The organism is Streptomyces poonensis, assembly GCF_014650915.1.
GTDB classification, from domain to species: domain Bacteria; phylum Actinomycetota; class Actinomycetes; order Streptomycetales; family Streptomycetaceae; genus Streptomyces; species Streptomyces poonensis.
Map to the genome: position 1 here is coordinate 394,795 of NZ_BMVW01000001.1, position 22,526 is coordinate 417,320.

Here is a 22,526-nt window from a genome sequence, read left to right on the forward strand (position 1 = left end):
GTGTGCGAGGGGGAACGGTGAGCAGCGGGGAGTCGAGCGGCGGTCGTACGCCTGACGGGGCGGACGGGGCGGACGGTGCGGACGGGGGGTCGTCCATTCCGGATACGGAGTGGGAGAAGTTCCTCCAGGACAGCGAGAGGGATATTCGCAGCTCCGCACCCAAGGAGCCCTCTGCCCGGGCCCGGATGGTGACCGAGCGGCTGCGGCAGTTGGATGCCGAGGCCGAGCGGCGGCAGGGGAACGGGCGGCTGTTCGGGCGGGGACGGAAGAGGGGGCAGGCGCCGGTCGGTGGTGGGGCCTGGCAGCCGGATGGGTGGCGTGCCGCGCCTACCGGGCAGTCGCAGGGAAGAAACGGGCGGAGCGCCCGGCGGCGGCGTCAGGTCTGGAGCGTTGTCGGGATTCTTGTCGCCGTCGCCCTTGCCGTCTTCGCGGTCAGTCCGGACTGGGCGCTGTCCAAGTTGTCCGGCGGGGCGGAGGGTGGCTCCGGTGGTTCGGGAGGGGTACGCTCCACGCCTTCCGTCGAGGCGGAGGGCTCCGCCAGCCTCGCGGAGCCCTTCCGGGGGTCTCCGGCCGCCGATTACGCCGATGGGGCCGACGGCATCGTGCTGCCCCCTGCCAAGGCTGTCGGTGCTCTGTCCGAGGGACAGGTCGCGGCTGCCTTGCGGGCTACGAAGCAGTTCCTGGTCGGTACGAATCTCGAGCCTGCCGTTCTGCTCGGTGAACGGCCCGAGGGCGCCATCGGCCTGATCGATCCCCGTCAGCAGCAGGAACTGCTCTCCCGTATCGACACCTCGCTGCGGGCGCCGGACGAGGAGCATGATCCGTTGCAGTTCGTCAGCCGTTTCGATCCTGACGAGGTGCGGCTGGTCGGTGATGTGATCAAGACCCGTGGTGAGATCACATTCGGGGAGGGTGAGAAGGAGTCCGTCGAGGTTCGCGCGGACTACACCTTCGTCTATCCGCTGGTGCGGGCCGAGAGCGGGGCCACCCAGGTGGCGCGGACCATCGTGCGGCGCTCCCTCGTCGTACGGGTCCTCGATCCGGACGCGTACGCGGTGACGCCGGGCAGGCTGGCTCTACTCGAGAACAACGTCAGCCTCAACAACACCGACTGTCTTGCCCACGACGGGTTTCTTCATCCTCACTTCGATGGGGAGTTGTCCGGCGACGGATCTTCCGTCGGGCCTACCACCGACCCCTATGACCGCAGCCGTCCCCTCAGTCCGACGGACTCGGATGCTTGCGGGACCGCCACTCGTACGTGATGTCGGCGCGGTGCCTGAACAGAGGTTTGGCGCCCTTGCGCGGGTTGGGAGATTGAATGGGTAACCATTTGTCGAACGGCGGGAGTTGGCCGTGGCTCAGGGGGCCGTCGCCGAGATGGGGCAAGCGATGAGTCGTTTACCGCGCATCCGTTTCAGCCCGCGTTCGCGCCGGGACACGGAGCCTCATCTCGTCGCCGCCGGCGAGCTCGTACCCGGTGATCTCCTCGCCCTGTCGGCGCGGGACGTCGCCTCGGAGCGGTGGTGCGTCGTGATGCGGGCGTTGCCGGAGGGGGCCGGGACCGTTCGCGTCACGGTGCGGCCGCCGCTCGGCGGGGTGGAGCGCGACGAGGTGTTCGACCGGGACTGGAGCGTGGTCGTGGGCGGGCTGCGGGTGGACGTCGACCATCACCACCTCGGGCGCTCCGTTCCGCTCGCCACCGACTTGGACTTCGACTTCGGCTTCGACTTCGGCTTCGTACGGCGGCGGGAGCGGTTCTGAGGCGGGGGTTCGGGCCGGGCCCGTCAGGACGCCCGTTTTCTCGTTGTCTTCTTGGCTGCCGTCTTCGCCGGTGTTTTCTTCTTCCTCGTTCCTGACGCCGTCGTCGTCTTCTTTTTCGTCGCTGTTGATGATGTCGACGTTGTTTTCTTCTTTGTCGTCGTCGACGTCGACTTCTTCCCCGTCGGCTCCTTCGGCTTCGCACGGGATGCGCGCGGTGACTTCGCCGGCAGCGACCGCACCTCCGCGACCTCCTCGCCCCGCGACTCCCTGGCGGCGCGAACACTCCGCTCCAGGGCCGCCATCAGGTCCAGGACCTTGCCGCCCTGGTCCGGGGCCGGGGCGGAGGGCGGGGTCTCGCCCGCGGACTTCGCGGCGATCACCTCCTCGACCGCCTCGCGGTAGTCGTCGTGCATCTCGGCCAGGTCGATCTCGCCGAGGGTGTCCATCAGGGCGTCCGCGAGGTCCAGTTCCTGGTCGCGGACGGTGACGCTGGTGTCGGGAGCGGCCTCCTCCGGGGCTCGGATCTCGTCCGGCCACAGGAGGCCGTGCATCGCGATGACGTCCTCCACGACGCGGAGCATGCCGAGGCGTTCGCGGCCGCGCAGGGCGAACTTGCAGATCGCCACTCTTCCGCTGCGTTTGAGGGCCTCTCTGAGCAGGGTGTACGGCTTGGCAGCCGGTACGCCGTTCGCCTCCAGGTAGTACGCCTTGTCGATCTGGAGCGGGTCGATGCGCTCGCCGGGGACGAAGGCGACGATCTCGATGGTCCTCGCGGTCGGGAGCGGGAGGGAGGCCAGGTCCTCGTCCGTGATCGGGATCATCGTGCCGTCGGCGTCCTCGTACGCCTTGCCGATCTCACCCTGCGTCACCTCGCGGTCCTCCAGCTCGCAGACCTTGCGGTAGCGGATCCGGCCGCCGTCCTCGGTGTGGATCTGACGGAAGGAGATCGAGTGGCTCTCGGTGGCGTTCACCAGTTTGATCGGGATGCTGACCAGGCCGAAGGAGATGGCTCCGTTCCAGATGGATCGCACGTGTCGTCGCTCCTTTCGGGCCGCCGGTGCCGGGCCCTGGGTCCCGAGGGGGCATTTGGGGCTGTTTAGTACGATTCGTGGGATTCTCATCCTATGACGCCGATTACCGTCGTGGAGGGGCGGAGAGTGGCCCTCACCAATCTGGAGAAGGTCCTGTATCCCGCGGCCGGCTTCACCAAGGGCGAGGTGCTGCACTACTACGCGACGATCGCCGAGGCCCTGCTGGCCCATCTGCGCGACCGGCCGCTGTCCTTCCTGCGGTATCCGGACGGGCCGGACGGGCAGCTCTTCTTCGCCAAGAACGTGCCCGCCGGTACGCCCGACTGGGTCACGACCTCCGAGGTGCCGCGCTCCGACGGGCCCTCGCGGATGGTGCTGGTGCAGGATCTGCCCAGCTTGATGTGGGCGGCGAATCTCGTCACCGAATTCCACACGCCCCAGTGGCGTGTCCAGGAGCCCGAGGAGGCCGACCGGCTCGTCCTCGATCTCGATCCCGGGCCGCCGGCGACGATCGTGCAGTGCTGCGAGGTCGGCCTGTGGCTGCGGGAGCGGCTGGCGGCGGACGGGATCGAGTCGTACGCCAAGACCTCCGGGAGCAAGGGGCTGCATCTGCTGGCGTCGCTCGTTCCGACGCCGTCCGAGCAGGTCAGCGCGTATGCGAAGGAGCTCGCCGTGGAGGCCTCGCGGGCCATGCCCGGGCTCGTGATCCACCGGATGACCAGGAGTCTGCGGCCCGGCAAGGTCTTCGTCGACTTCAGTCAGAACGCCGCCCGCAAGACCACCGCCACCCCCTACACCCTGCGCGCCCGGCCCGAGCCCGCCGTGTCCGCGCCGGTGACGTGGGAGGAGGTGGAGGCGTGCGGCAGTCACGGCAGTCCGGAGCAGCTCGTCTTCCTCGCCGGGGACATCGGGCCGCGGCTGGAGGCGTACGGCGGTGATCTGCTGGCGCCCCTGTTCGATGCCGGTCGCGCACGGTCGCTGCCCAGCGACAGGTGAGACCTGTGAAATCTGTGAGATCTGTGAGCTCCGTGAGCTCTGTGAGCTCCGTGAGTTCGGGGATGCTCACACCCTCGTCCATGTATGCCGGTCCCGCGCCATCGCGTGCAGCGCGTCGACATCGGCCGGTTTGAGGAGGCCACCCGAGCGGGCCAGCCCGGACAGGTCCGTGTCCGTCAGGACGCGGACCTCCCGCAGCGGCGCCATGATGTCGACGCCCGACGCGCCGACGGGCGCCAGCACCGGGCGGACCTCCGCCGTCAGCGCGTACGCGGCGCGGTCGGCGTCCGCCCGGAGGTGCCGCAGCAGGGGGCGCGGCTCCCGGCGGCCGACCGTGACCATCGGGTCGGCGATCAGGACGCGCTGTTTGCGGGCGTGGACCGCGTGGACGCAGAAGACGCCGCCGGGGCCGATCACCAGGTGGTGGATGCGGTCGCCGCCCGGGAGCGGGACCGAGTGCAGGGTGCGCCAGCCGCCGCCCTCCATGCGGTCCAGCGCCTCCCCCACCGTCTGCTCCGCCGCCAGGGACCGGTGGCGCGGGTCGGGGCGCAGCCGGAGGGGCGGGGCCGGGTCGCGGTCGAGGGCGATCAGGAGGGCCTCGCCGGGGCGGTTCGGGGCCAGGTCGTCGTCCGGGGGGAGGGTGAGGCGGGACAGTTCGGCGGGGGTCGGCACCGGGGGCGGGCCGATGGCGACCGGGCCGGAGAGGAACGGGCCGAGTGCGTCCAGTACGTCGTCGCGGAGGTCGTCGCTGAGCAGGTTCACCCGGGCGGCCTGGCGGTCGTACCAGGCGATGTTCCTGCCGTCGGGGGAGCAGACGTAGAGCCGTTCCTGCCCCTGCCTCCAGGTCGGTACGACACGCAGTCCGGTCATGCACCATCACCCCACGACCATGGGAACAGGCGGGGTGCTCCAGGGGCAAGAACCCGGTTACCTTTGAGGGCAGTTGGGGGGAGTTGGGGGGAGGCATCGTTGCGGACCCGCAGGAAGCAACCCGATGTACCGGCCCCGGACGGTCCGTGGAACGAGATCGTGCCCGGCCTGTGGATGGGCGGGCACGAGTTCGCCGGGCACGCCGGGGAGCGGGAGTTCGCCGTCGTCCGCGACGAGTTCGACGTGGTGCTGTCGCTGCTGCGGCTTCCGGGGTACGGCCCGGACGACGGCGTCGAGCACCATGTGTGGCCCATCCCGGACGGGCCCCTCGACGGAACCCAGCTGGCGGGCGTGATGCGGCTGGCGCAGACCGCGTGCGAGGGGTTGGAGCGGCGGCGGCGCGTGCTGGTGCGCTGCTTCCACGGCTACAACCGGTCCGGGCTCGTGGTGGCCCAGTCACTGATCCGCCGGGGCCGCTCCCCCGACGAGGCGATCCGGATCGTCCGCTCCCGCCGCTCGCCGTGGGCGCTGCACAACGAGCTGTTCGTCGAATATCTGCGGACGGGGCTGGCGACGGCGCGGCTGCTGGAGGAGCTGGCGGAGGAAGTCGCGGAGTAGCGGAGCAGTGGAGTAGCGGGGCAGCGGAGTGGCGGAGCAGCCGCGGGCACGGCGTCGGGGTGCCCCGATGGACCAGCGCGACGGGCGTGCCCGGCATCGCGCTCCTAGTGTGGCGATTGATTCACCTTCGCCCCTTTCCTCTGCTTTCCGAGGATGCCCTAAGGAGCCCGCATGGGACTGCGACCCACCCTCATCCGTATAGGCGTGATCTCGGCCGGCGGCGCGCTCGCCGTCCTCGCCGCCTCCGGTGCCGCGCTGGCCGGCGACGACTGGGGAGACCCCCGGCCCGACCACCACGGCCAGGACGGCCGGCACCATGACGACGATCACGGCCAGGGCGATGGCCGTGACCAGGACCCCGGTCCCGGCCCCGACGACGGATACGAGCAAGACGGCGGGAACGGACACGACGGCGGACGCGAGCACGACAGCGGCAACGGACACGACGGCGGACGCGAGCACGACAGCGGCAACGGACACGACGGCGGACGCGAGCACCACCACACCACCAAGGGCCGGGTCACCGCCCACGGCGGGCTGCTCCTGCGTACCGCCCCCGACCGCGGCAGCGAGGTCCTCCGGGTCGCCGAGCACGGCGAGATCGTCCACATCTTCTGCAAGGCCAAGGGCGAACGGGTGCACGGCGACAAGCACTGGTACCTGCTGACCGACGGCACCTGGGCCTGGGGCTCGGCGCGCTACATCGACACGCTCGGCGAGAAGCCCCGCTGGTGCTGAGCGGCGGTACGCGCATCCCGGGACGACCGCCCCGAGTACGCCGCAAGTACACCGCAACGGATCGATTGTCTCGACATAACAGGACATCGAGCGGCTCGCTTGCTACGTTCCGGGCATGACCAAGGCCGGAACGTCCGTGGCGGCGGACCCGTCCCCTCCGGCGGTACTCCAGCCGCGGCGCCGCGGCGTCGAGTTCGCCCTCCTCACGGTCGCCGTCCTGCTCCCGGTGTACGGATACTGCGCGGTCGGCCTCGCGCGCGACGGCACCGTCCCGCCCGGCGCCGCCGGTTACGGCGCCGGGCTCGGCGTGCTGGCGCTGCTCGCGCATCTCGCGGTGCGGCTGAAGGCGCCGTACGCCGATCCGCTGCTGCTGCCCATCGGCGTCCTGCTCAACGGGCTGGGCCTGGTGCTGATCTACCGCCTGGACCTGGAGACCCCGCACGACCGGGCGGCCCCGGCCCAGCTGGTGTGGTCCACGCTGGGCGTCGCCCTGTTCATCGCGGTCGTGCTGCTGCTGCGCGACCACCGGATGCTCCAGCGCTACACGTACGTGTCCATGGTGGCCGCCCTGGTGCTGCTGGCCCTGCCGATCCTCTTCCCGGCCGTGAACGGTGCCCGGATCTGGATCCGGATCGCCGGGTTCTCCTTCCAGCCGGGCGAGTTCGCGAAGGTGCTGCTGGCGGTGTTCTTCGCCGGTTATCTGGCGGGCAACCGGCATGCGCTCACGTACACGGGCCGCCCTCTGTGGGGGTTGAAGCGGTTCCCCCGGTTCCAGTTGCCCACCGGACGCGTCCTCGGCCCGATCGTCGCCATCTGGCTGCTGAGCGTCGGGGTGCTGGTCCTGGAGCGGGACCTCGGCACCTCGCTGCTGTTCTTCGGGCTGTTCGTGGTCCTGCTGTACGTCGCGACCGGGCGTACGGGATGGATCGCGGTTGGCCTGCTGCTGGCGGTGGCGGGCGCCGTGGCGGTGGGCCGGCTGGAGCCGCATGTGCACAGCAGGGTCGAGGACTGGCTGCACCCGTTCGCGTCGATCGAGGCGGGCCGCGGACCCGGGCAGCTCGCCCAGTCCCTGTTCGCGTTCGCCGCGGGCGGCATGCTCGGCACCGGGCTCGGCCTCGGCCACTCCATCCTCATCGGGTTCGCGGTGAAGTCGGACTTCATCCTGGCGACGGCGGGCGAGGAACTGGGCCTGGCCGGGCTGGCGGCGCTCTTCCTGCTGTACGGGCTGCTGGTGGAGCGCGGCTACCGGACCGGCCTCGCCCTGCGGGACCCCTTCGGGCGGCTCCTCGCCACCGGTCTGGCGTCGATCATCGCCCTCCAGGTCTTCGTGATCGCGGGCGGGGTGACCGGGCTGATCCCGCTCACCGGGATGGCGATGCCGTTCCTCGCCCAGGGCGGCTCCTCGGTCGTCACCAACTGGATCATCGTGGCCCTGCTGATCCGGATGAGCGACTCGGCCCGCGGACAGGACATCAGGGGCCGGGCCGCCGTGCGGCGGGCACGGGCCGGCGCGGCGGCCCGCGTTCCGGAGAAGGGCGCGGTCCGGCAGACGGGCGCGGTCCGGGAGGTGGGCGCGGCTCCGGACACGGGGGCGGTTCAAGGCAGGGGGAGCGGGAGAGGGCCGGTGCGGGAGAGGGGAAGAGAGCCAGTGCCGGAGACGGGAGGAGGACCGGCCCCGGAGAGGGGAAGAGGCCCCGTCCCGGGGAGAAGGCCGCTCCCGGGCCCGGGCGGAGGGTCCTAGGCCATGACGACGTACATCCGCAGGGCCGCCGCCCTGTGTGCCCTGCTGTTCGTCGCGCTGCTGCTGAACGCCACCCGCCTCCAGGTGTACAAGGCCCCCGCGTACGACGGGAACCCGGCGAACCGGCGTCCGTCGATCGCCCGTTGGGCCCAGCCGCGCGGGGACATCCTCGTCGGCGGCCGGCCGGTCACCGGCTCCCGGGACACCGGTGAGCAGCTCCGCTACGAGCGGACGTACCGCAACGGCCCGCTGTACGCGCCCGTCACCGGTTTCGCCTCGCAGATGTACGGGTCGACACTGCTGGAGGACCTGGAGGACCGGGTGCTCGCGGGCACCGAGCCGACGCTGTCGCTGCTCCCCGTCTGGAACGACATGGCGCGGTCCCGCACCCCGGGCGGCCGGGTCGTCACCACCATCGATCCCGCCGCACAGCTCGCGGCCTACACCGGGCTGGGCTCCCGGCGGGGCGCGGTCGCGGCCGTGGAACCGGACACCGGGCGCGTCCTCGCGCTGGTCTCCACCCCGTCGTACGACCCCGGCCGGCTGTCCGGGAACGACCGCTCGGCGACGGCGGCGTGGAGGCGGCTGAGCCGGGACGCGAGCAAGCCGATGCTCAACCGGGCGATCCGGCAGACGTACCCGCCGGGGTCGACGTTCAAGGTGGTGACGGCCGCGGCGGCGCTGGACGCGGGGGTGGTCCGGGACGTCGACGCGCCGACCCGGTCCCCCGACCCGTACACGCTGCCCGGCACCTCGACGGCGCTGTCGAACGAGGTGGACGGGTGCGAGCACGCCTCGCTGCGCTATGCCTTCGAGTGGTCGTGCAACACGGTCTTCGCGAAGCTGGGCGTGGACGTGGGCCTCGGCCGGATGACGGGCACGGCGCACGATCTGGGCTTCAACGACCCGGATCTGCGCATCCCCTTCTCCGTCGCGCCGAGCAGCTTCGACACCACGATGGACCGGGCGCAGCTCGCGCTCTCCTCGATCGGCCAGTTCGACACCCGGGCCACCCCGCTCCAGATGGCGATGGTCACGGCCGCCGTGGCGAACGGCGGCTCGGTCAGGACGCCGTACCTGGTGGAGCGGACGACGAACGCCTCCGGCGCCACCGTGTCGGTCACGCTCCCGCGCGCGCCGCGCCCGGCGATGGAGCCGGCCACGGCGGCAAGGCTGCGCGAGCTGATGACGGGCGTGGTGGCGGACGGCACCGGCGCGAAGGCGGCCGTCCCCGGTGCCACGGTCGGCGGCAAGACCGGTACCGCCCAGCACGGCATCGGCAACTCCGGCACGCCGTACGCCTGGTTCATCTCCTGGGCCCGCGCGGACGGGGCGCCGGTGCCCGCGGTGGCGGTCGCGGTGGTCGTGGAGGACGCGGACGCCGACCGCGGGGACATCAGCGGGGGCGGCGACGCGGCGCCGATCGCGCGGGCGGTGATGGAGGCGGTGCTCGGGCGGTGATGGACGGTGCTCGGGCGGTGGGAGCCGGGCTCCTGCCAGCGCGTGGCGTCCGAGGGATTGACGGGCTTGCTGACGGGCAGTCTCATAAGATGTGACCGGCGGTAACCCATCAATGGCGCCCCCGGTGTCATCCCGTGCCCGATGCCATACCCGATGCCGTACCCCGAGGTGGGACAGCCATGACGACCCTCACGGAAGCCGACGCGCTGGACGGACTGCGGGACGCGCTCGGCCTGCTCAAGGACCGCGAGCAGGTGGCCGAGCGGCTGCTCGCCTCGTCCGCGAAGCACTCGTTCGACCCCGACAAGGAGCTGGACTGGGACGCGCCCTTCGAGGAGGGCAAGTGGTTCTGGCCGCCGGAGCTGGTGTCGCTGTACGACACGCCGATGTGGCGGCGGATGGGCGAGGAGCAGCGGCTTCTGCTGTCGCGGCACGAGGCGGCGGCGCTGGCCTCGCTCGGGATCTGGTTCGAGATCATCCTGATGCAGCTGCTGGTGCGGCACATCTACGACAAGTCCGCGACGAGCGCGCATGTGCGCTACGCGCTCACCGAGATCGAGGACGAGTGCCGGCACTCGAAGATGTTCGCGCGGCTGATACAGCGCGGCGACACCCCCTGGTACCCGGTCAGCCGCGTGCACCAGCACCTGGGACGGCTGTTCAAGACGGTCTCCACGACGCCCGGGTCGTTCACGGCGACGCTCCTCGGCGAGGAGGTGCTCGACTGGATGCAGCGGCTGACGTTCCCGGACGAGCGCGTGCAGCCGCTGATACGGGGCGTCACCCGCATCCACGTCGTGGAGGAGGCCCGGCATGTGCGGTACGCGCGCGAGGAGCTGCGCCGACAGATGGTGACGGCGCCGAGGTGGTCGCGGGAGTTCACGCGGGTCACCTCGGGCGAGTTCGCGCGGGTGTTCTCGGTCGCGTTCGTCAATCCCGAGGTCTACTCGAACGTGGGACTGGACAAGCGCGAGGCCATGGCCCAGGTGCAGGCCAGCGGCCATCGGCGGGAGATCATGCAGACCGGGGCGAAGCGGCTGACGGACTTCCTGGACGACATCGGGGTGCTGCGGGGTCCCGGACGGCGCCTGTGGAGGTCCTCGGGACTGCTGGCGTGACAGCCGGACAGCCGGACAGCCGGAGGCCGCCGGAGTCCTGACGACCTGCCGGAGGACACCGGCACCCCGACGACCCGCCGGGTGCCGGGGCCCGTGGCGAGGACGGGTGCCCGTCCGCGCCGGGCCCGGTTACGCTGCCGGGCATGGCCTCGCAGGTTCCCACACGCGCGTACCGGCGGCTGAGCGTCGAGGAACGGCGCCGCCAACTGCTCACCGCGGCACTGGAGCTCTTCGCCCGCCGGGCACCCGAGGAGGTCTCGCTCGACGACGTGGCGGAGACGGCCGGGGTGTCCCGGCCGCTCGTGTACCGGTACTTCCCCGGCGGCAAGCAGCAGCTGTACGAGGCCGCCCTGCGGTCCGCCGCCGACGAGCTGGAGCAGTGCTTCGCGGAGCCGCCGGAGGGGCCCCTCACCGAGCGGCTCACCCGGGCGCTGAACCGCTATCTGACGTTCGTCGACGAGCACGACACCGGGTTCAGCGCGCTGCTCCAGGGCGGCAGCGTGGTGGAGACGTCCCGGACGGGCGCCATCGTGGACGGGGTGCGGCGGGCCGCCGCCGAGCACATCCTGCGCCATCTCGGCGTGGCGGAGCCCACGGCGCGGCTGCGGATGACCGTGCGGATGTGGATAAGTTCCGTCGAGGCCGCCTCCCTGATCTGGCTGGACGAGGACAAGGAACCGGCGCGGGAGGAGCTGCGGGACTGGCTGGTCGAGCAGTTCGTCGTCTGTCTCACGGCCACCGCGGGGCGGGACGCGCAGACCGCCGGCGTGGTGCGGGGGGCGCTGGCGCTGGAGGACGCCGAGGGGGCCGTCGGCGGACTTCTGCGGCGCGTGCTGCCCGTCGTCGAGGACGCGGGGCATCTGTTGTGACACTGGTGGCGTGAAGAGCGAAGACACTCCCTTCGTCGGCGGGCCCCTGGACGGGCGCGTGCTGCCCGTGCTCCTCGGCATCACCGGGCACCCGCCGAAGACGTACCGGGTCCCGGTACCGGCCGCCGCGGGCGGGCCGCCGACCGTGCTCGTCTACCGCCGGGTGCCGCGCCCGCAGGCCGGGCGCTTCGCCCTCGGCCAGAAGTGGCAGTACGAGTACGCCCCCGAGGGGCACGCGGGCGGACCGCGGTGGCCTTGGTCCAGGCGGAAGCCAGCAGCCACGCCGGACACGAAGGACGGCACCGCCGACGAGTGACCCCCTTGGTCCGGAACGACCACCCGGAGCGCGCCGCGGAGGCGCGCACCCCATCCTGCCGGTGCGAGGTGGAACCGCCACCGTGGCACCGGAGGTGATGCTGTGTCAGGACGGCCGAGGCGACCGCGGCGGCTCAAGCGACCGGGGCAACCAGGGCGACCGATGCGTACGGCGGTCCGTACGGCCGCGGTCGCGACCGCGGCGACGGTCCTCGTCGTGACGGTCTCGACCGCCGCGGTGCCCGATGCCGCCGTACCGGGACCGCAGCGGTCCGCCGCCGAGCGCTCCGTCGCCGGGCGCCCCGTCACTGAGCGCTCCGTCGCCGGGCTCCTGACGGAACTCAGGCGGCTGTACCGGAAGGCCGAGGCGGCCACCGAGGCGTACAACGCGGCCGAGGAGGATCTGGCCGGGCAGCGCGCCGAGGTGCGGCGGCTGGACCGGGAGCTCACCGAGGCCCGTCTCTTGCTGCGGGACAGCCGGGGCGCCGCCGGCCGGCTGGCCCGGCAGCAGTACCGCAGCCGCACCGACCTCTCCCCCTATCTGCGGCTGCTGCTGGCCCGCGATCCACGGCGCGCGCTCGACGAAGGCCAGGTGATCCGGCGGGTGTCCCAGGAGCGGGCCGGGACCGTGGAGCGGCTGGCCGACGGCGAGCGGCGGGCCGACGCGCTCGCCAGGGCGGCCCGGCGGGCCCTCGACGAACAGCTCTCGCTCGCCGGACGGCGCAAGGAGAAGCGGGACGACGTACGGGAGCGGCTGCGCGAGGTCGAGGAGCTGCTCGCCTCGCTGAGCGACGAGGAGCTGGGTGCGATCGCCGCGCTGGAGCGGGAGGAGACGGCCGGGGCCCAGCACGAGTTCCTCGCCTCCGGGGCGCTCGGCGCCCCCGGCGACGCCCCCGACGACGTACGCCCGCCGACCCGGAGCGGCGCCGCCGCGCTGCGCTACGCCGTGGAGCAGATCGGCAAGCCGTACGCGTGGGGCGCCGAGGGCCCGGACGCGTACGACTGCTCGGGGCTCACCTCACGGGCCTGGGCGCATGCGGCGCGGCCCGTCCCCCGCACCAGCCAGGAGCAGTGGGGGCGGCTGCCCCGGGTGCCGCTGGACCGGCTGCGGCCCGGGGACCTGGTGGTCTACTTCCCCGAGGCCACGCATGTGGCGCTGTACCTCGGCGGCGGACTGGTCGTCCACGCGCCGCGTCCGGGGGCGCGGGTGAAGGTGTCGCCCGTCGCGGCGAACCCGGTGCTGGGCGCGGTGCGCCCCGACCCCTGGGAGAAGTCACTGCAGTGGTACACGCCTCCGGCACTTCCCGAAGGGGCGCTGGACGGACCGGACGACGGACCGCACGACGGACCGGACGAGGGCCGAGCCGGCGCGGTGGGACCGGTGCCGGCGACGGAGGCGAGACGGCCGTCCCCGCCCGCCGGTTGCCGTGGCGTCAGCCCTGATCAGTCCTGGACCAGGGACCCGAAGACCGCGTTCCCCTTACCGTCGAAGTTCGAGTCGTTGCCCGATCCCCAGCCCGAGCCCCAGGCCTCCTTGTTGATGCCGACGTGGGTGACGTAGTCACCGTCACCACCGTCACCGGCGTGAGCCGAGGCGGAGCCCGCCAGGGCCAGGCCTGCCGCGGCACAGCCGACGAGAACCGAACGCACGAGAGAACGCATACCAACCTCCTGTGGGCGCTGCATGACAAGCGTGGGCGGATCCAGGACTCCGGGACGGAGCGCCTGACGCCCGCTTGAGGATCTCGTCGGTGCGCCGCCACCGGTGAGTCCCGCGCTCGGCGAACAGCATCAATTAGCACGAACTGCCCACATCACCGCACACGAACGGTCCATAGCGGTGGTGCGGGAGGTGATGCGGGAGGCGATGCGGAAGGTGCTCAGGAGTCCGCCGGGCCACCCGTGGCCGAGGCCAGATACGCCTCCGTCCTCTCCGGCTCGTAGAAGAAGTTCTCGAAGTCGGACGGATCGTCGAAGCCATTGGCGAAACGGTTCGCGACCGGGGGCAGGGCGCCCGCCGCGCCGATCAGGTTCAGCACGTGCTCCGGGGGGACGCCGAGCATGGCGTTCGTCCACTTGGTGACGTGCCGCGCGATCTCCCAGTAGCGGTCGAAGGTGGCCTGCATCCAGGCCTCGTCGAACTCCTTCTCCCCGTGTTCCAGGATCGCGTCCAGGTAGACGGCGGCGCACTTGGCGGCCGAGTTGGAGCCCTGGCCGGTGACGGGGTCGTTCGCCACGACCACGTCGGCCACGCCGAGGGCGAGCCCGCCGCCGGGGAGGTGGGCGACGGGGTGGCGCACGGTCGGGGCGTACCGGCCGGCGAGGGTGCCGCCCGCGTCGGTGAGCTCGACCTTGGTGGCGCGCGCGTACTCCCAGGGCGTGTACCGCTCCATGAGCTCCAAAGTCAGGGAGAGGTGCTCCGCCGGGTCCTTGACGCCCTGGAAGACGTCGACGGGGCCGCCGGGGAGGCCCTCCCAGAACAGGATGTCGGCGCGGCCCGAGGTGGTGAGCGTGGGCATGACGAACAGCTCGCCGACGCCCGGGACGAGGTTGCAGCGCACCGCGTCGAAGTCGGGGTGCTCGGGGCGCGGGCCCAGCCCGTGGACGTAGGCGACGGCCAGGGCGCGCTGCGGCTCGCGGTACGGGGACCGGTCGGCGTCGCGGCCGAACATCGACACCAGCTCGCCCTTGCCCGCCGAGACCAGCACCAGGTCGTACATGCGGGAGAAGTAGTCGAGGTCGGAGACGGCCGCGCCGTGGATGACGACCTGGCCGCCGCGCTGCGCGAAGGTCTCCAGCCAGCCGGCCATCTTCACCCGCTGGTCGACCGACTGCGCGTACCCGTCGAGCCTGCCCACCCAGTCGACGACGCGCTGCGACCCGGGGCCGGCGACCGACACGCCGAGTCCTTCGGTCCTCGGGGCCCGGGACTCCCAGAAGTTCAGCTTCAGGTCGCGCTCGTGCTGCAGTGCCGTGTGGAACATGCACTGCGTCGACATGACCCGGCCGGTGCGGATCTCGTCCGCCGTCCGGTTGGACATCAGGGTGACCTCGTACCCGTGCGACTGGAGGCCGAGGGCGAGCTGGAGTCCGGACTGGCCGGCTCCGACGACGAGTATCTTCCGCATCCGGGGGGTGGTCTCCTACTCGGGGTGGCTGCTCGAGTGCCTGCTCGGGGTGGCTGCTCGAGCGACTACTCGGGGCTGAGGGCGATGGCGTGGGAGCAGAGCGCCAGCAGGGTCTCGACGACGGATATGCGGCGCCGCGCATCCATGATCATTACAGGTACGTCCGCGGGGACGGTCAGCGCCTCCCGTACGTCCTCCGGGTCGAACAGCTCGCTGCCGTCGAAATGGTTGACCGCGACGACGTACGGCAGCCCGGAGCTCTCGAAGTAGTCGAGCGCGGGGAAGCAGTCCGACAGGCGCCGGGTGTCGGCGAGGACGACCGCGCCGATCGCTCCGCGCACCAGGTCGTCCCACATGAACCAGAAGCGCTGCTGTCCGGGCGTGCCGAACAGGTAGAGCACCAGGTCGTCGTCGAGCGTGATGCGGCCGTAGTCCATGGCCACCGTGGTGGTGATCTTGTCCGGGGTGGCCGAGAGGTCGTCGTGCGTCTCGCTCGCCTCGGTCATCAGCGCCTCGGTCTTCAGCGGCTCGATCTCCGAGACGGTGCCGACGAGGGTGGTCTTGCCGACACCGAAACCACCCGCCACCACGATCTTCGTCGCGATGGGGGCGCGGGTTATGTCGGCCTGCCAGGGCTTCAGCTCCTCCTCGGGCTCGACGCCCGGGAGGGTCTCCCGGTCTGCGGCCGCGGCGGTGGCGAAGCCCCGGAAGGCGCTCCGCCCGGCGGCGGGAGCGGCGGGGGCGGTGCCGGCCGGGCCGGCGGGGGCGACGCCCGTCCGGACGCCGGGGGCGACGTCCGGGGAGGAGGCGTCAGAGACGACGGAGTCCACTCAGCACCCTTTCCAGCAGAGCGCGGTCCGGCTGTCCCGGGCCGTGACCTGTTCCGTACACGCGGATCTTTCCCTGGTCCGCGAGATCACTGAGGAGGACGCGGACCACACCGAGCGGCATCCTCAGCAGCGCGGCGATCTCGGCCACCGTCCGCATGCGGCGGCAGAGTTCGACAATGGCCCGCATCTCGGGCATGAGCCTGGCGGTGAGTGAACCGCTCCCGGTAGTGAACGTCCCGCTGGTCCCGTCCGTCAATTCCTGACGCTGTTCCGGCGCTTCGAGCGCGGCCACGAACGTCTCGACGAGCAGCACATGGCCCGAGCGGGTGCGGCCGCCGGTGAGGGAGTACGGGCGGACCCGGGCGGGTTTGCGGTCGGCGCCGCGGACGGGCAGTTTCCGCTGCATCTGCTGCTTCCGCTTCTGCTGCGTCTGCTGCTGCTTCTGCTGCTTCTGCTGCTGCTTCTGCTTCAGCGTCGCCCGTCCGGCCGCGCCCGGCTCGGTCGCGGCACCGGGTTCCGAGGATCTCTTCGGCGCCTGCGACGGGGTCATCGTCCGCTCCCCGCCGTCCGCGCCGCCCCCGCCGGTGCTTCCGCCTCCAGCGATGCCCGCAGCTCACTGCGGAGTTCGGGGGTCAGGACATGTCCGGCGCGCCCGACGAACAGCGCCATGTGGTACGCCACCACGCTCATGTCGCAGTCCGGGGAACCGTGCACCCCGAGCAGCGAGCCGTCGCTGATCGCCATGACGAAGAGGCTGCCCTCGTCCATCGCCACCATCGTCTGCTTGACCCCGCCGTACTCCATCAGCTTGGCGGCGCCGATGGTGAGGCTGCCGATGCCGGAGACGATGGTGGCGAGGTCGGCGGAGGAACCCTTGGGACCGGCGGGCCGGTCCGTAACGCCCTCGCGCGCCTCCGCGTTCCTGCCGGGGTCGGACGAGAGCAGCAGCAGGCCGTCGGAGGAGACCACCGCGACCGACAGCAGGCCCGGCACCTCCTCGACGAGGTTGGTCAGCAGCCAGTGCAGATTACGGGCTTCGATACTCAGTCCGAAGGTACTGCTGGGCGCGGTCAACTGCTTGCCTCCTCGGATGTACCCCCCGATGCTTCCCCTGGATGGTGCTGGTCGTGCTGGTCGAGCGGGCGCCGCTCGTCGTGGCGGCGCGCCGCGGGGACCTTCGTCTCGCCCGTCTGCTCGGCGATCTCGGCGGCGACGTCGCGCCGGCCGTCCTTGGCACCCTGGTGGAACCCGCCGAGCCGGCGGCGCAGTTCCTCGGCGTTCACGCCTCCGGCGCGCGGCCTGGGGGCCGGGGCGGGCGCGCTGATCCTGGGCGTGCGCTTGGGAAGGCCCTTGTCGGTGAACCGGGGGGCCTCACCCGAGTGTGCGGCCTCCTCCTCGTCGGCCTCCCCTCCGTCGGCGGCACGCTCGTGGGCGTCCGGGCCGATGGTGAAGGGGCTGGCGGCGGGGGTGGCGGCGGGTCCGGTCCCGGGTGCCTCGGGCGCCCCCGTGGTCTCCGCGGAGGGTGTCGTGTCCGCGGGGGGCGCCGGGGCGAGCAGCTCCATGGTGGTCTCGGAAACGCGCTCAGGCGCCTCATCGGCCCCAGAGGTCTCCTCCGCCTCGGCCGGCGCAGCCGATCGCGGGGCGTCCTCGTCCCGTACGGCGTCCTCGACAGCGTCGCTGTCCCCGGCGGCCTCACGCTCCCGCAGGGCCCGCTCGGCCGCCTCGATCAGCGGGTCGCCGTCGCCGTCCGGCTCACGTACGACGACGGTCGAACGGAGCGGCAGGACGTTGGAGTTGGCCTCGGCGTCGGCGCCCGGCAGGGACATCGCGGGGCCCTGGGCGGCCACCGAGCCCGACGCGGGGACGGCGGTCGCGGAGGCGGCGGCCAGCAGCGGCTTCGGCAGCACCGCGACGGCCGCGATACCGCCCTGCTTCTGCTCGCGCAGCCGTACGCGCACGCCGTGCCGGTGGGCGAGGCGGGACACCACGTACAGGCCGAGCCCGAGCCCGTCGCCGCTCTCCTGGTCGTACGGCTCGTCCGGGTCGAAGCTCTTCAGCCGGGCGTTGAACCGCTCCAGCCGCTCGGCGGTGATGCCGATGCCCTCGTCCTGCACGGAGAGCATGACCTCGCCGTTCTCCAGCAGCCAGCCGGAGACCTCGACCTGGAGGTCGGGCGGGGAGAAGGAGGTGGCGTTCTCCAGCAGCTCGGCGATCAGATGGCTGAGGTCGTCGGCGGCGAACCCGGCGATGTGCGCGTGCGGCGGCAGCGCGGCGATGCGCACCCGGTCGTAACGCTCGATCTCGCTGACGGCGGCGCGGACGACGTCGACGAGCGGCACCGGGCCCGCGTGCTGCTGGCCGTGCTCGGCGCCCGCGAGGACCAGGAGGTTCTCGCTGTGGCGGCGCATGACCGTCGCGAAGTGGTCGAGCTTGAAGAGGGTGTCGAGCCGGTCGGGGTCCTGCTCGCGCTCCTCCATCTGCTCGATGACGGCGAGCTGGCGCTCGACGAGGCCGAGGATGCGCAGGGAGAGGTTGACGAAGGTGCCGTTGACGCTGGAGCGGACCTGGTCCAGCTGGGCGGTCGCCTCGGCGAGTTCGGTGCGCAGCCGGTCGCGTTCCTCGGCCATGGTGCGGCGCTGGCCGATGAGGTGCTTGCGGTCGCCCTCCAGGGGCGCGAGCCGCTCGTGCAGCGCGACGGCGTGCGCGTGCAGCGCGTTGACGGAGCGGACGACCTGGGCGAACTCGTCGTTGCGGCCGGTGAACTTGACCGGTTCCTCGGTGACGGGGTCGGCGGCGACCCGGGCCGAGCCGATGCGCAGCACGGCCAGCGGACGAGTGAGGGTGCGGGCCATGGCGGTGGCGATGCCGACGGCGACGAGCAGCAGGCCGCCGAGGACCGCGATCCGGATCTCCAGCGCGGTGACGTCGTCGTCGCGCAGCTGGGCCAGATCCTTGGTGCGCCGGTCGTAGAGGGAGGCCTCCACGCCGCGCATCAGCTCGACGCGCGCGGTGAGCGCCGCGTCCAGCTTGTCCGTGCCGGTGTTCAGCTCCGTGTCGGAGAGCGTCGGCTGGTCGGTGAGCTTGGCGAGGTGCTCGTCGGCGGCGCCGGCCTCGGGCCCGGTGACGGTGGAGTCGTACGCGGTGCGGGCGCGCTCGGGCGCCGTCTCGCGGAAGCCGGCGAGGGCCGCGTCGGAGCGGACGCGGGCCTGCTGCGCGGCGGCGCTGAGGGCGTCGCGCTGCTCGGCGTCGGCGTCCGAGGAGGTGTTCGCGGTGGTGGGCAGGCCGGTGACGGGGTCGTAGACGGTCTGCGTGGAGGTCGGTACGTGCAGCGCGGCGAGCAGCAGCCCGCGCGCCGCGGCGGCCTGCTGGACGGCGGTGTCGAGCTCGGCGAGCGCGTGCGCGCCGGCGCCCGCGCGGGGCGGCAGCTGCTCGGCCAGGTCCTCGGCGAGGGCGTGGAGTTCGGCGATGGCGGCGGAGTACGCCTCGTGCGCCTCGAGTGCGGTGCTCTTGCCGGTGAGGGCCGAGCGACGCACGCCCGCTATGGCGGCGAGGTCATCGCGGAGCGCGGGGGACGCCTCCGCCTTCAGCTCGTCGACCTGCCGGTCGACACGTGCGCTGCGCTCCTCGCTCGGGGCCTCCGACTTCGGCCGTCCGGCGGCGATGTACGAGGTGACCTCGTCCCGTTCGTCGGCGAGAGCGTGGGCGAGGGTGAGCGCCTGCTGGGTCTGCTCGGCGAGCGTCACCAGTTCCTGGGCGTCCCGCAACTGGCCCGACGCGGCCATGACCGAGGGCGCGCCCGCCGCGGCGATGGCGGCCGCCACGACGGCGACGGCGCCGATGAGCCGGGTACGGACGTGCGCGGGACGGCCGGTGCCGACGGCGGGCTGCTGCTGGTGGTCGTCCGTGCGTCCGCCCTGCTGTGGAGCGGCCTTGGAGGCCGTCTGCTGCTTGCCTGTGCGCCGAGGCCGCTTCTTCTGCACCGGTGCTCGCATTCCTGACTCGTGTACCCATGGGCCCGGTGACGTTCCGTCAACTTTGACGTCTTCCCGGTACGGCTCCCGACCCTCCCAGTGCCGGTGGGCAGTGGTCCCGCATCATCAACCCCGCCACCCGAAGGAGTGAACATCGGAGGGGAGTTGGCGGGCAAGTTCCTCCGGCATGCGCCGGGGTCCGGCACGGCGGGCCGGTTGGACGTGGGCGGCGGGCTTTGGCAGGATTCGCCGCCGCGCTTCACCGGCCCTGATCATTCCACGCCAAATCCGGCGCCTGACCTGCGGGTCACGGTCCTTCGGCGACCGTTGGCGGCCTTCTGTGGATCTTGTGAAGCGCTGGTGCAGACTGACCGGATGCGTACGGAACTGATCTCCGAGCCCGGTGATCCGGCCCGCGCCAACGAGGACTTCGCCGCACTCGCGGTTCCCGTGGCGGGGCAGGGCGGTTCCCTGGTCGTACTGGACGGCGTCACTCCGCCTCAGGGCGCCTACGGCTGCCGGCACACGGTCGCGTGGTTCACGGCGCGCCTCGGCGGCGCCCTGACCGAACTATCCGTTTCACAGGGAGATATGCCGCTGGCCGACGTGCTCGCGGGTGCCGTCTCCCGTACCGCGGCAGCCCACGCCTCAACCTGTGATCTTTCTCACCCGCGCACCCCGCAGGCGACGGTCGTCCTGGCGCGCTGGTCCCCGCGGTCCGTGGAGTACCTGGTGCTCTCGGACTCGGTGTTGCTGCTGGAAGGGCCGGACAAGGCGGTGACGGCGGTGCTCGACGACCGTCTGGAGCGGCTGCCGCGCGCGTCCCTGGCCTCGGTCGCGGTCACGGACGGCACGCTGCGCAACCGGGAGGGCGGTTTCTTCACGGCGGCGGCCGACCCGTCGGTGGCCTCGCGCGCGGTGACGGGTGCCGTGCCCCGCGAGGAGGTCCGTGCCCTGGCCGCGCTGACGGACGGGGCGACGCGCTGGGTGGACCGGTTCGGCGCGGGCGACTGGGCCGGCTGCCTGCGCGTCGTACGGGAGGAGGGGGCGGGAGCGCTGGTGCGGCGTGTACGGGCCCTGGAACGCGACGACTCCGCGCGGACGCGTCTCGGCCGGGCGAAGCGGCACGACGACGCGACGGTGGTGTACGTGGAACCGTGAGCCGGCTGAAGCGACGGAGGCGGCTGAAGCGGATCGACCGAAGCAACCGGGTCGACCGGCGAGCCGGGTGAGGTCAGATGCCGCCGCCCTGGTTCAACCGGTGCAGCAGCCGCGCGAGTTGGGCGACGTCCGCCCGGTCCCAGCCGGCCATCTGGTTCACGTACCGCGCACGGCGGGCGTTGCGCACCCTGCGGAAGCGCTCCTGCCCCTCCTGGGTGAGGTGGACGAGCCAGGCGCGGCCGTCCGCGGGGTCGGGTTCGCGGGCCACGAGGCCGAGTTGCTCCAGGGCGCGCAGCTGGCGGGACATGGTGGCCTTGCCGACGCCGATGTGCGCGGCGAGTTCCGTGGCGCGCAGCCGTCCGCTCTCCTCCAGCCGGGCCAGCAGACCGTACGCGGAGGACTCCAGGTCGGGATGGACCGCGCGGGCCATCTCCCCGGACTTGGCGCGGGCGCGGCGCATCAGGAGCGTCAGCTCCCGCTCCAGTTCCAGAAAGGGGAAGTCCCCGCCGATCCCCGGCACACCGGTTTCCTCCCGATGCCCGCCGCCGTTGCCGCCCTCGTGCACGTCAGCACCCCTGCTCCGGTTTCCCGTCCCTGAAAACTTTCCGACCGCCGCGGTCATCGCCGCAGCTCCGCCAGTATTTCGCAGGCGTAGACCAACGGCGTGCCCCGGTTCCCCTTCCCCTTCGGGGGCGTCTGTGCGTAGCTTCGATGAAGGCGTCGATTGTCATGATCGCGCCACTTCGCCCCACTCCCCCCACCACCCTCCCCGTCTCCCCCCTTTTTTCCCTTTTCCGGGTGGCGCCCCGCTGTCCCCGCTGTGCCGAGAGACCTCCGCGTCCGCAGGCATGCGTCCGGCGTGTCATCCGTCTCCCCCCTCACCCCCCACCGAGCCTTTCGGAGGCACGTATGCCCGTGCGCAGATTCGGCACCACCCGCTCGCGCCCCGCCCTCCTCCTGCCCGCGGCCCTGGCTGCCGTGCTGGTGCTCCTCGTCCCCCTCCCCGCCGCCGCCACCGCCACCCCCGGGGACCCGGCCCCGGCCCCCGGCTCCGCGCACATGGGCATGGGCGTCCTCGCCCACGAGGGCCGCAGCGGTGCGAGCAGCCCGCCCGCGGCGAACACCTCCTCCGTCCAGGTGGAGGGCGTGGACGTCAGCAGCCACCAGCGCAACGTCGCCTGGCAGAAGCTGTGGAACAGCGGCGTCAGATGGGCCTACGTGAAGGCCACCGAGGGGACGTCCTACAAGAACCCCTACTACGCCCAGCAGTACAACGGCTCCTCCGCGGTGGGCATGGTCCGCGGCGCCTACCACTTCGCGATCCCCAGCTCCACCTCCGGCGCCGCCCAGGCGGACTACTTCGTCGACAACGGCGGCGGCTGGTCCTCGGACGGCAGGACGCTGCCGGGCGTGCTGGACATCGAGTGGAACCCGTACGGGGCCGCCTGCTACGGCAAGTCGCGCAGCGCGATGGTCAGCTGGATCCGTGACTTCCTGAACCGGTACCAGGCGCGCACCGGACGCCACGCCGTCATCTACACGGCCACCAACTGGTGGATCCAGTGCACGGGCAACCACGCCGGCTTCGGCGCCTCCCACCCGCTGTGGATCGCGCGCTACGCCTCCTCCGTGGGTCCCCTGCCGGCGGGCTGGAGCAGCCACACGATGTGGCAGTACACGGCGACCGGACCGATCGTCGGCGACCACAACCGGTTCAACGGAGCGCTGGACCGGTTGGCGGCCTTCGCCAACGGCTGAGGCTCCGGCGGCTCCGGCCTCCGTCTCCCCCCTCCGTCCTCCGTCGTCCGTCCCGGCACGGACGCGTGGGCGCGAGAAGGCCCGGACCCCCTTCCCGGGGGCCCGGGCCTTCCGTGTCCGGCCACGTCCCTCACAGCGCGACCGGAGCCCGGGGGCG

Annotated in this window: 21 protein-coding genes; 13 read left to right on the plus strand and 8 right to left on the minus strand. The window is 72.2% G+C overall.

The features are described 5' to 3' along the window. Nucleotides 1–17: 17 nt before the first annotated feature. Together IE242_RS01740 and IE242_RS01745 are read left to right on the plus strand one after the other, a co-directional pair. Nucleotides 18–1,265: a hypothetical protein gene (locus tag IE242_RS01740; RefSeq protein ID WP_229857994.1), complete on the plus strand. Its 1,248-nt coding sequence runs from the start codon at nt 18–20 to the stop codon at nt 1,263–1,265. Between the two features lie 127 nt (nt 1,266–1,392). Next, nucleotides 1,393–1,764, plus strand: coding sequence for a hypothetical protein (locus IE242_RS01745; protein WP_189854563.1), 372 nt, complete (start codon nt 1,393–1,395; stop codon nt 1,762–1,764). Between the two features lie 23 nt (nt 1,765–1,787). Here the strand turns inward: IE242_RS01745 and ku are convergent, their stop codons facing one another. After that, nucleotides 1,788–2,795 (minus strand): non-homologous end joining protein Ku, encoded by a 1,008-nt coding sequence (gene ku / locus IE242_RS01750; protein ID WP_229858008.1) that lies wholly within the window; start codon nt 2,793–2,795, stop codon nt 1,788–1,790. A 93-nt stretch (nt 2,796–2,888) separates the two neighbouring features. Between ku and ligD the strand changes: the two genes are divergently transcribed. Next, the gene (ligD, locus tag IE242_RS01755) at nt 2,889–3,791 is read left to right on the plus strand and encodes a non-homologous end-joining DNA ligase (protein ID WP_189854567.1); all 903 of its coding nucleotides are present in this window, start codon (nt 2,889–2,891) and stop codon (nt 3,789–3,791) included. Between the two features lie 66 nt (nt 3,792–3,857). Here ligD and IE242_RS01760 read toward each other — a convergent pair whose 3' ends face one another. Then, complete coding sequence (locus IE242_RS01760; protein WP_189854569.1) at nt 3,858–4,661, minus strand: nuclease-related domain-containing protein; 804 nt, start codon at nt 4,659–4,661, stop codon at nt 3,858–3,860. A gap of 99 nt (nt 4,662–4,760) precedes the next feature. On the opposite strand from IE242_RS01760, the gene IE242_RS01765 reads away from it, so the two are divergent. The 8 genes from IE242_RS01765 to IE242_RS01800 all read left to right on the plus strand — a co-directional run bounded on the left by IE242_RS01765 (nt 4,761) and on the right by IE242_RS01800 (nt 13,082). Continuing rightward, nucleotides 4,761–5,279 carry a protein-tyrosine phosphatase family protein gene (locus IE242_RS01765; protein WP_189854571.1) on the plus strand — a complete coding sequence of 173 codons (519 nt, stop codon included), beginning with the start codon at nt 4,761–4,763 and terminating at the stop codon, nt 5,277–5,279. Nucleotides 5,280–5,450: 171 nt separating this feature from the next. After that, nucleotides 5,451–6,017: an SH3 domain-containing protein gene (locus tag IE242_RS01770; protein ID WP_189854573.1), complete on the plus strand. Its 567-nt coding sequence runs from the start codon at nt 5,451–5,453 to the stop codon at nt 6,015–6,017. Between the two features lie 115 nt (nt 6,018–6,132). Then, a complete protein-coding gene (locus IE242_RS01775) occupies nt 6,133–7,758 on the plus strand; it encodes an FtsW/RodA/SpoVE family cell cycle protein (RefSeq protein ID WP_229858010.1) in 1,626 nt (541 codons plus the stop codon). A gap of 3 nt (nt 7,759–7,761) precedes the next feature. Further along, the gene (locus tag IE242_RS01780; protein ID WP_189854575.1) at nt 7,762–9,219 is read left to right on the plus strand and encodes a penicillin-binding transpeptidase domain-containing protein; all 1,458 of its coding nucleotides are present in this window, start codon (nt 7,762–7,764) and stop codon (nt 9,217–9,219) included. Between the two features lie 179 nt (nt 9,220–9,398). Further along, complete coding sequence (locus IE242_RS01785) at nt 9,399–10,337, plus strand: AurF N-oxygenase family protein (RefSeq protein ID WP_189854577.1); 939 nt, start codon at nt 9,399–9,401, stop codon at nt 10,335–10,337. A 143-nt stretch (nt 10,338–10,480) separates the two neighbouring features. After that, nucleotides 10,481–11,206 (plus strand): TetR/AcrR family transcriptional regulator, encoded by a 726-nt coding sequence (locus IE242_RS01790; RefSeq protein WP_189854579.1) that lies wholly within the window; start codon nt 10,481–10,483, stop codon nt 11,204–11,206. 10 nt (nt 11,207–11,216) lie between these two features. Next, nucleotides 11,217–11,522 carry a DUF8847 domain-containing protein gene (locus IE242_RS01795; protein WP_189854581.1) on the plus strand — a complete coding sequence of 102 codons (306 nt, stop codon included), beginning with the start codon at nt 11,217–11,219 and terminating at the stop codon, nt 11,520–11,522. 162 nt (nt 11,523–11,684) lie between these two features. Next, a complete protein-coding gene (locus tag IE242_RS01800; protein ID WP_189854583.1) occupies nt 11,685–13,082 on the plus strand; it encodes a C40 family peptidase in 1,398 nt (465 codons plus the stop codon). A 319-nt stretch (nt 13,083–13,401) separates the two neighbouring features. On the opposite strand, the gene IE242_RS01805 is transcribed toward IE242_RS01800, so the two are convergent. The 5 genes from IE242_RS01805 to IE242_RS01825 all read right to left on the minus strand — a co-directional run bounded on the left by IE242_RS01805 (nt 13,402) and on the right by IE242_RS01825 (nt 19,471). Further along, entirely contained in the window at nt 13,402–14,649 is a 1,248-nt protein-coding gene (locus IE242_RS01805) for a styrene monooxygenase/indole monooxygenase family protein (protein WP_189854585.1), read from the minus strand. A 65-nt stretch (nt 14,650–14,714) separates the two neighbouring features. After that, nucleotides 14,715–15,290, minus strand: a complete 576-nt coding sequence (locus IE242_RS01810) for a GTP-binding protein (RefSeq protein ID WP_229858303.1) — start codon at nt 15,288–15,290, stop codon at nt 14,715–14,717. Between the two features lie 169 nt (nt 15,291–15,459). Next, nucleotides 15,460–15,885: a DUF742 domain-containing protein gene (locus tag IE242_RS01815; RefSeq protein WP_189856291.1), complete on the minus strand. Its 426-nt coding sequence runs from the start codon at nt 15,883–15,885 to the stop codon at nt 15,460–15,462. Between the two features lie 140 nt (nt 15,886–16,025). After that, on the minus strand, nt 16,026–16,553 hold the full coding sequence (locus tag IE242_RS01820; protein WP_189854589.1) for a roadblock/LC7 domain-containing protein: 528 nt from the start codon (nt 16,551–16,553) through the stop codon (nt 16,026–16,028). Beyond that, on the minus strand, nt 16,550–19,471 hold the full coding sequence (locus IE242_RS01825) for a nitrate- and nitrite sensing domain-containing protein (protein ID WP_189854591.1): 2,922 nt from the start codon (nt 19,469–19,471) through the stop codon (nt 16,550–16,552). Before IE242_RS01825 ends, IE242_RS01820 begins: the two co-directional genes overlap by 4 nt. Nucleotides 19,472–19,825: 354 nt before the next feature. Between IE242_RS01825 and IE242_RS01830 the strand changes: the two genes are divergently transcribed. Beyond that, nucleotides 19,826–20,611 (plus strand): protein phosphatase 2C domain-containing protein, encoded by a 786-nt coding sequence (locus IE242_RS01830; protein ID WP_189854593.1) that lies wholly within the window; start codon nt 19,826–19,828, stop codon nt 20,609–20,611. A gap of 73 nt (nt 20,612–20,684) precedes the next feature. Here the strand turns inward: IE242_RS01830 and IE242_RS01835 are convergent, their stop codons facing one another. After that, a complete protein-coding gene (locus tag IE242_RS01835) occupies nt 20,685–21,176 on the minus strand; it encodes a MarR family winged helix-turn-helix transcriptional regulator (RefSeq protein WP_229858012.1) in 492 nt (163 codons plus the stop codon). A 344-nt stretch (nt 21,177–21,520) separates the two neighbouring features. Here IE242_RS01835 and IE242_RS01840 point away from each other — a divergent pair, with 344 nt between their 5' ends. Further along, on the plus strand, nt 21,521–22,369 hold the full coding sequence (locus IE242_RS01840) for a lysozyme (RefSeq protein ID WP_189854598.1): 849 nt from the start codon (nt 21,521–21,523) through the stop codon (nt 22,367–22,369). Nucleotides 22,370–22,526: the final 157 nt, after the last annotated feature.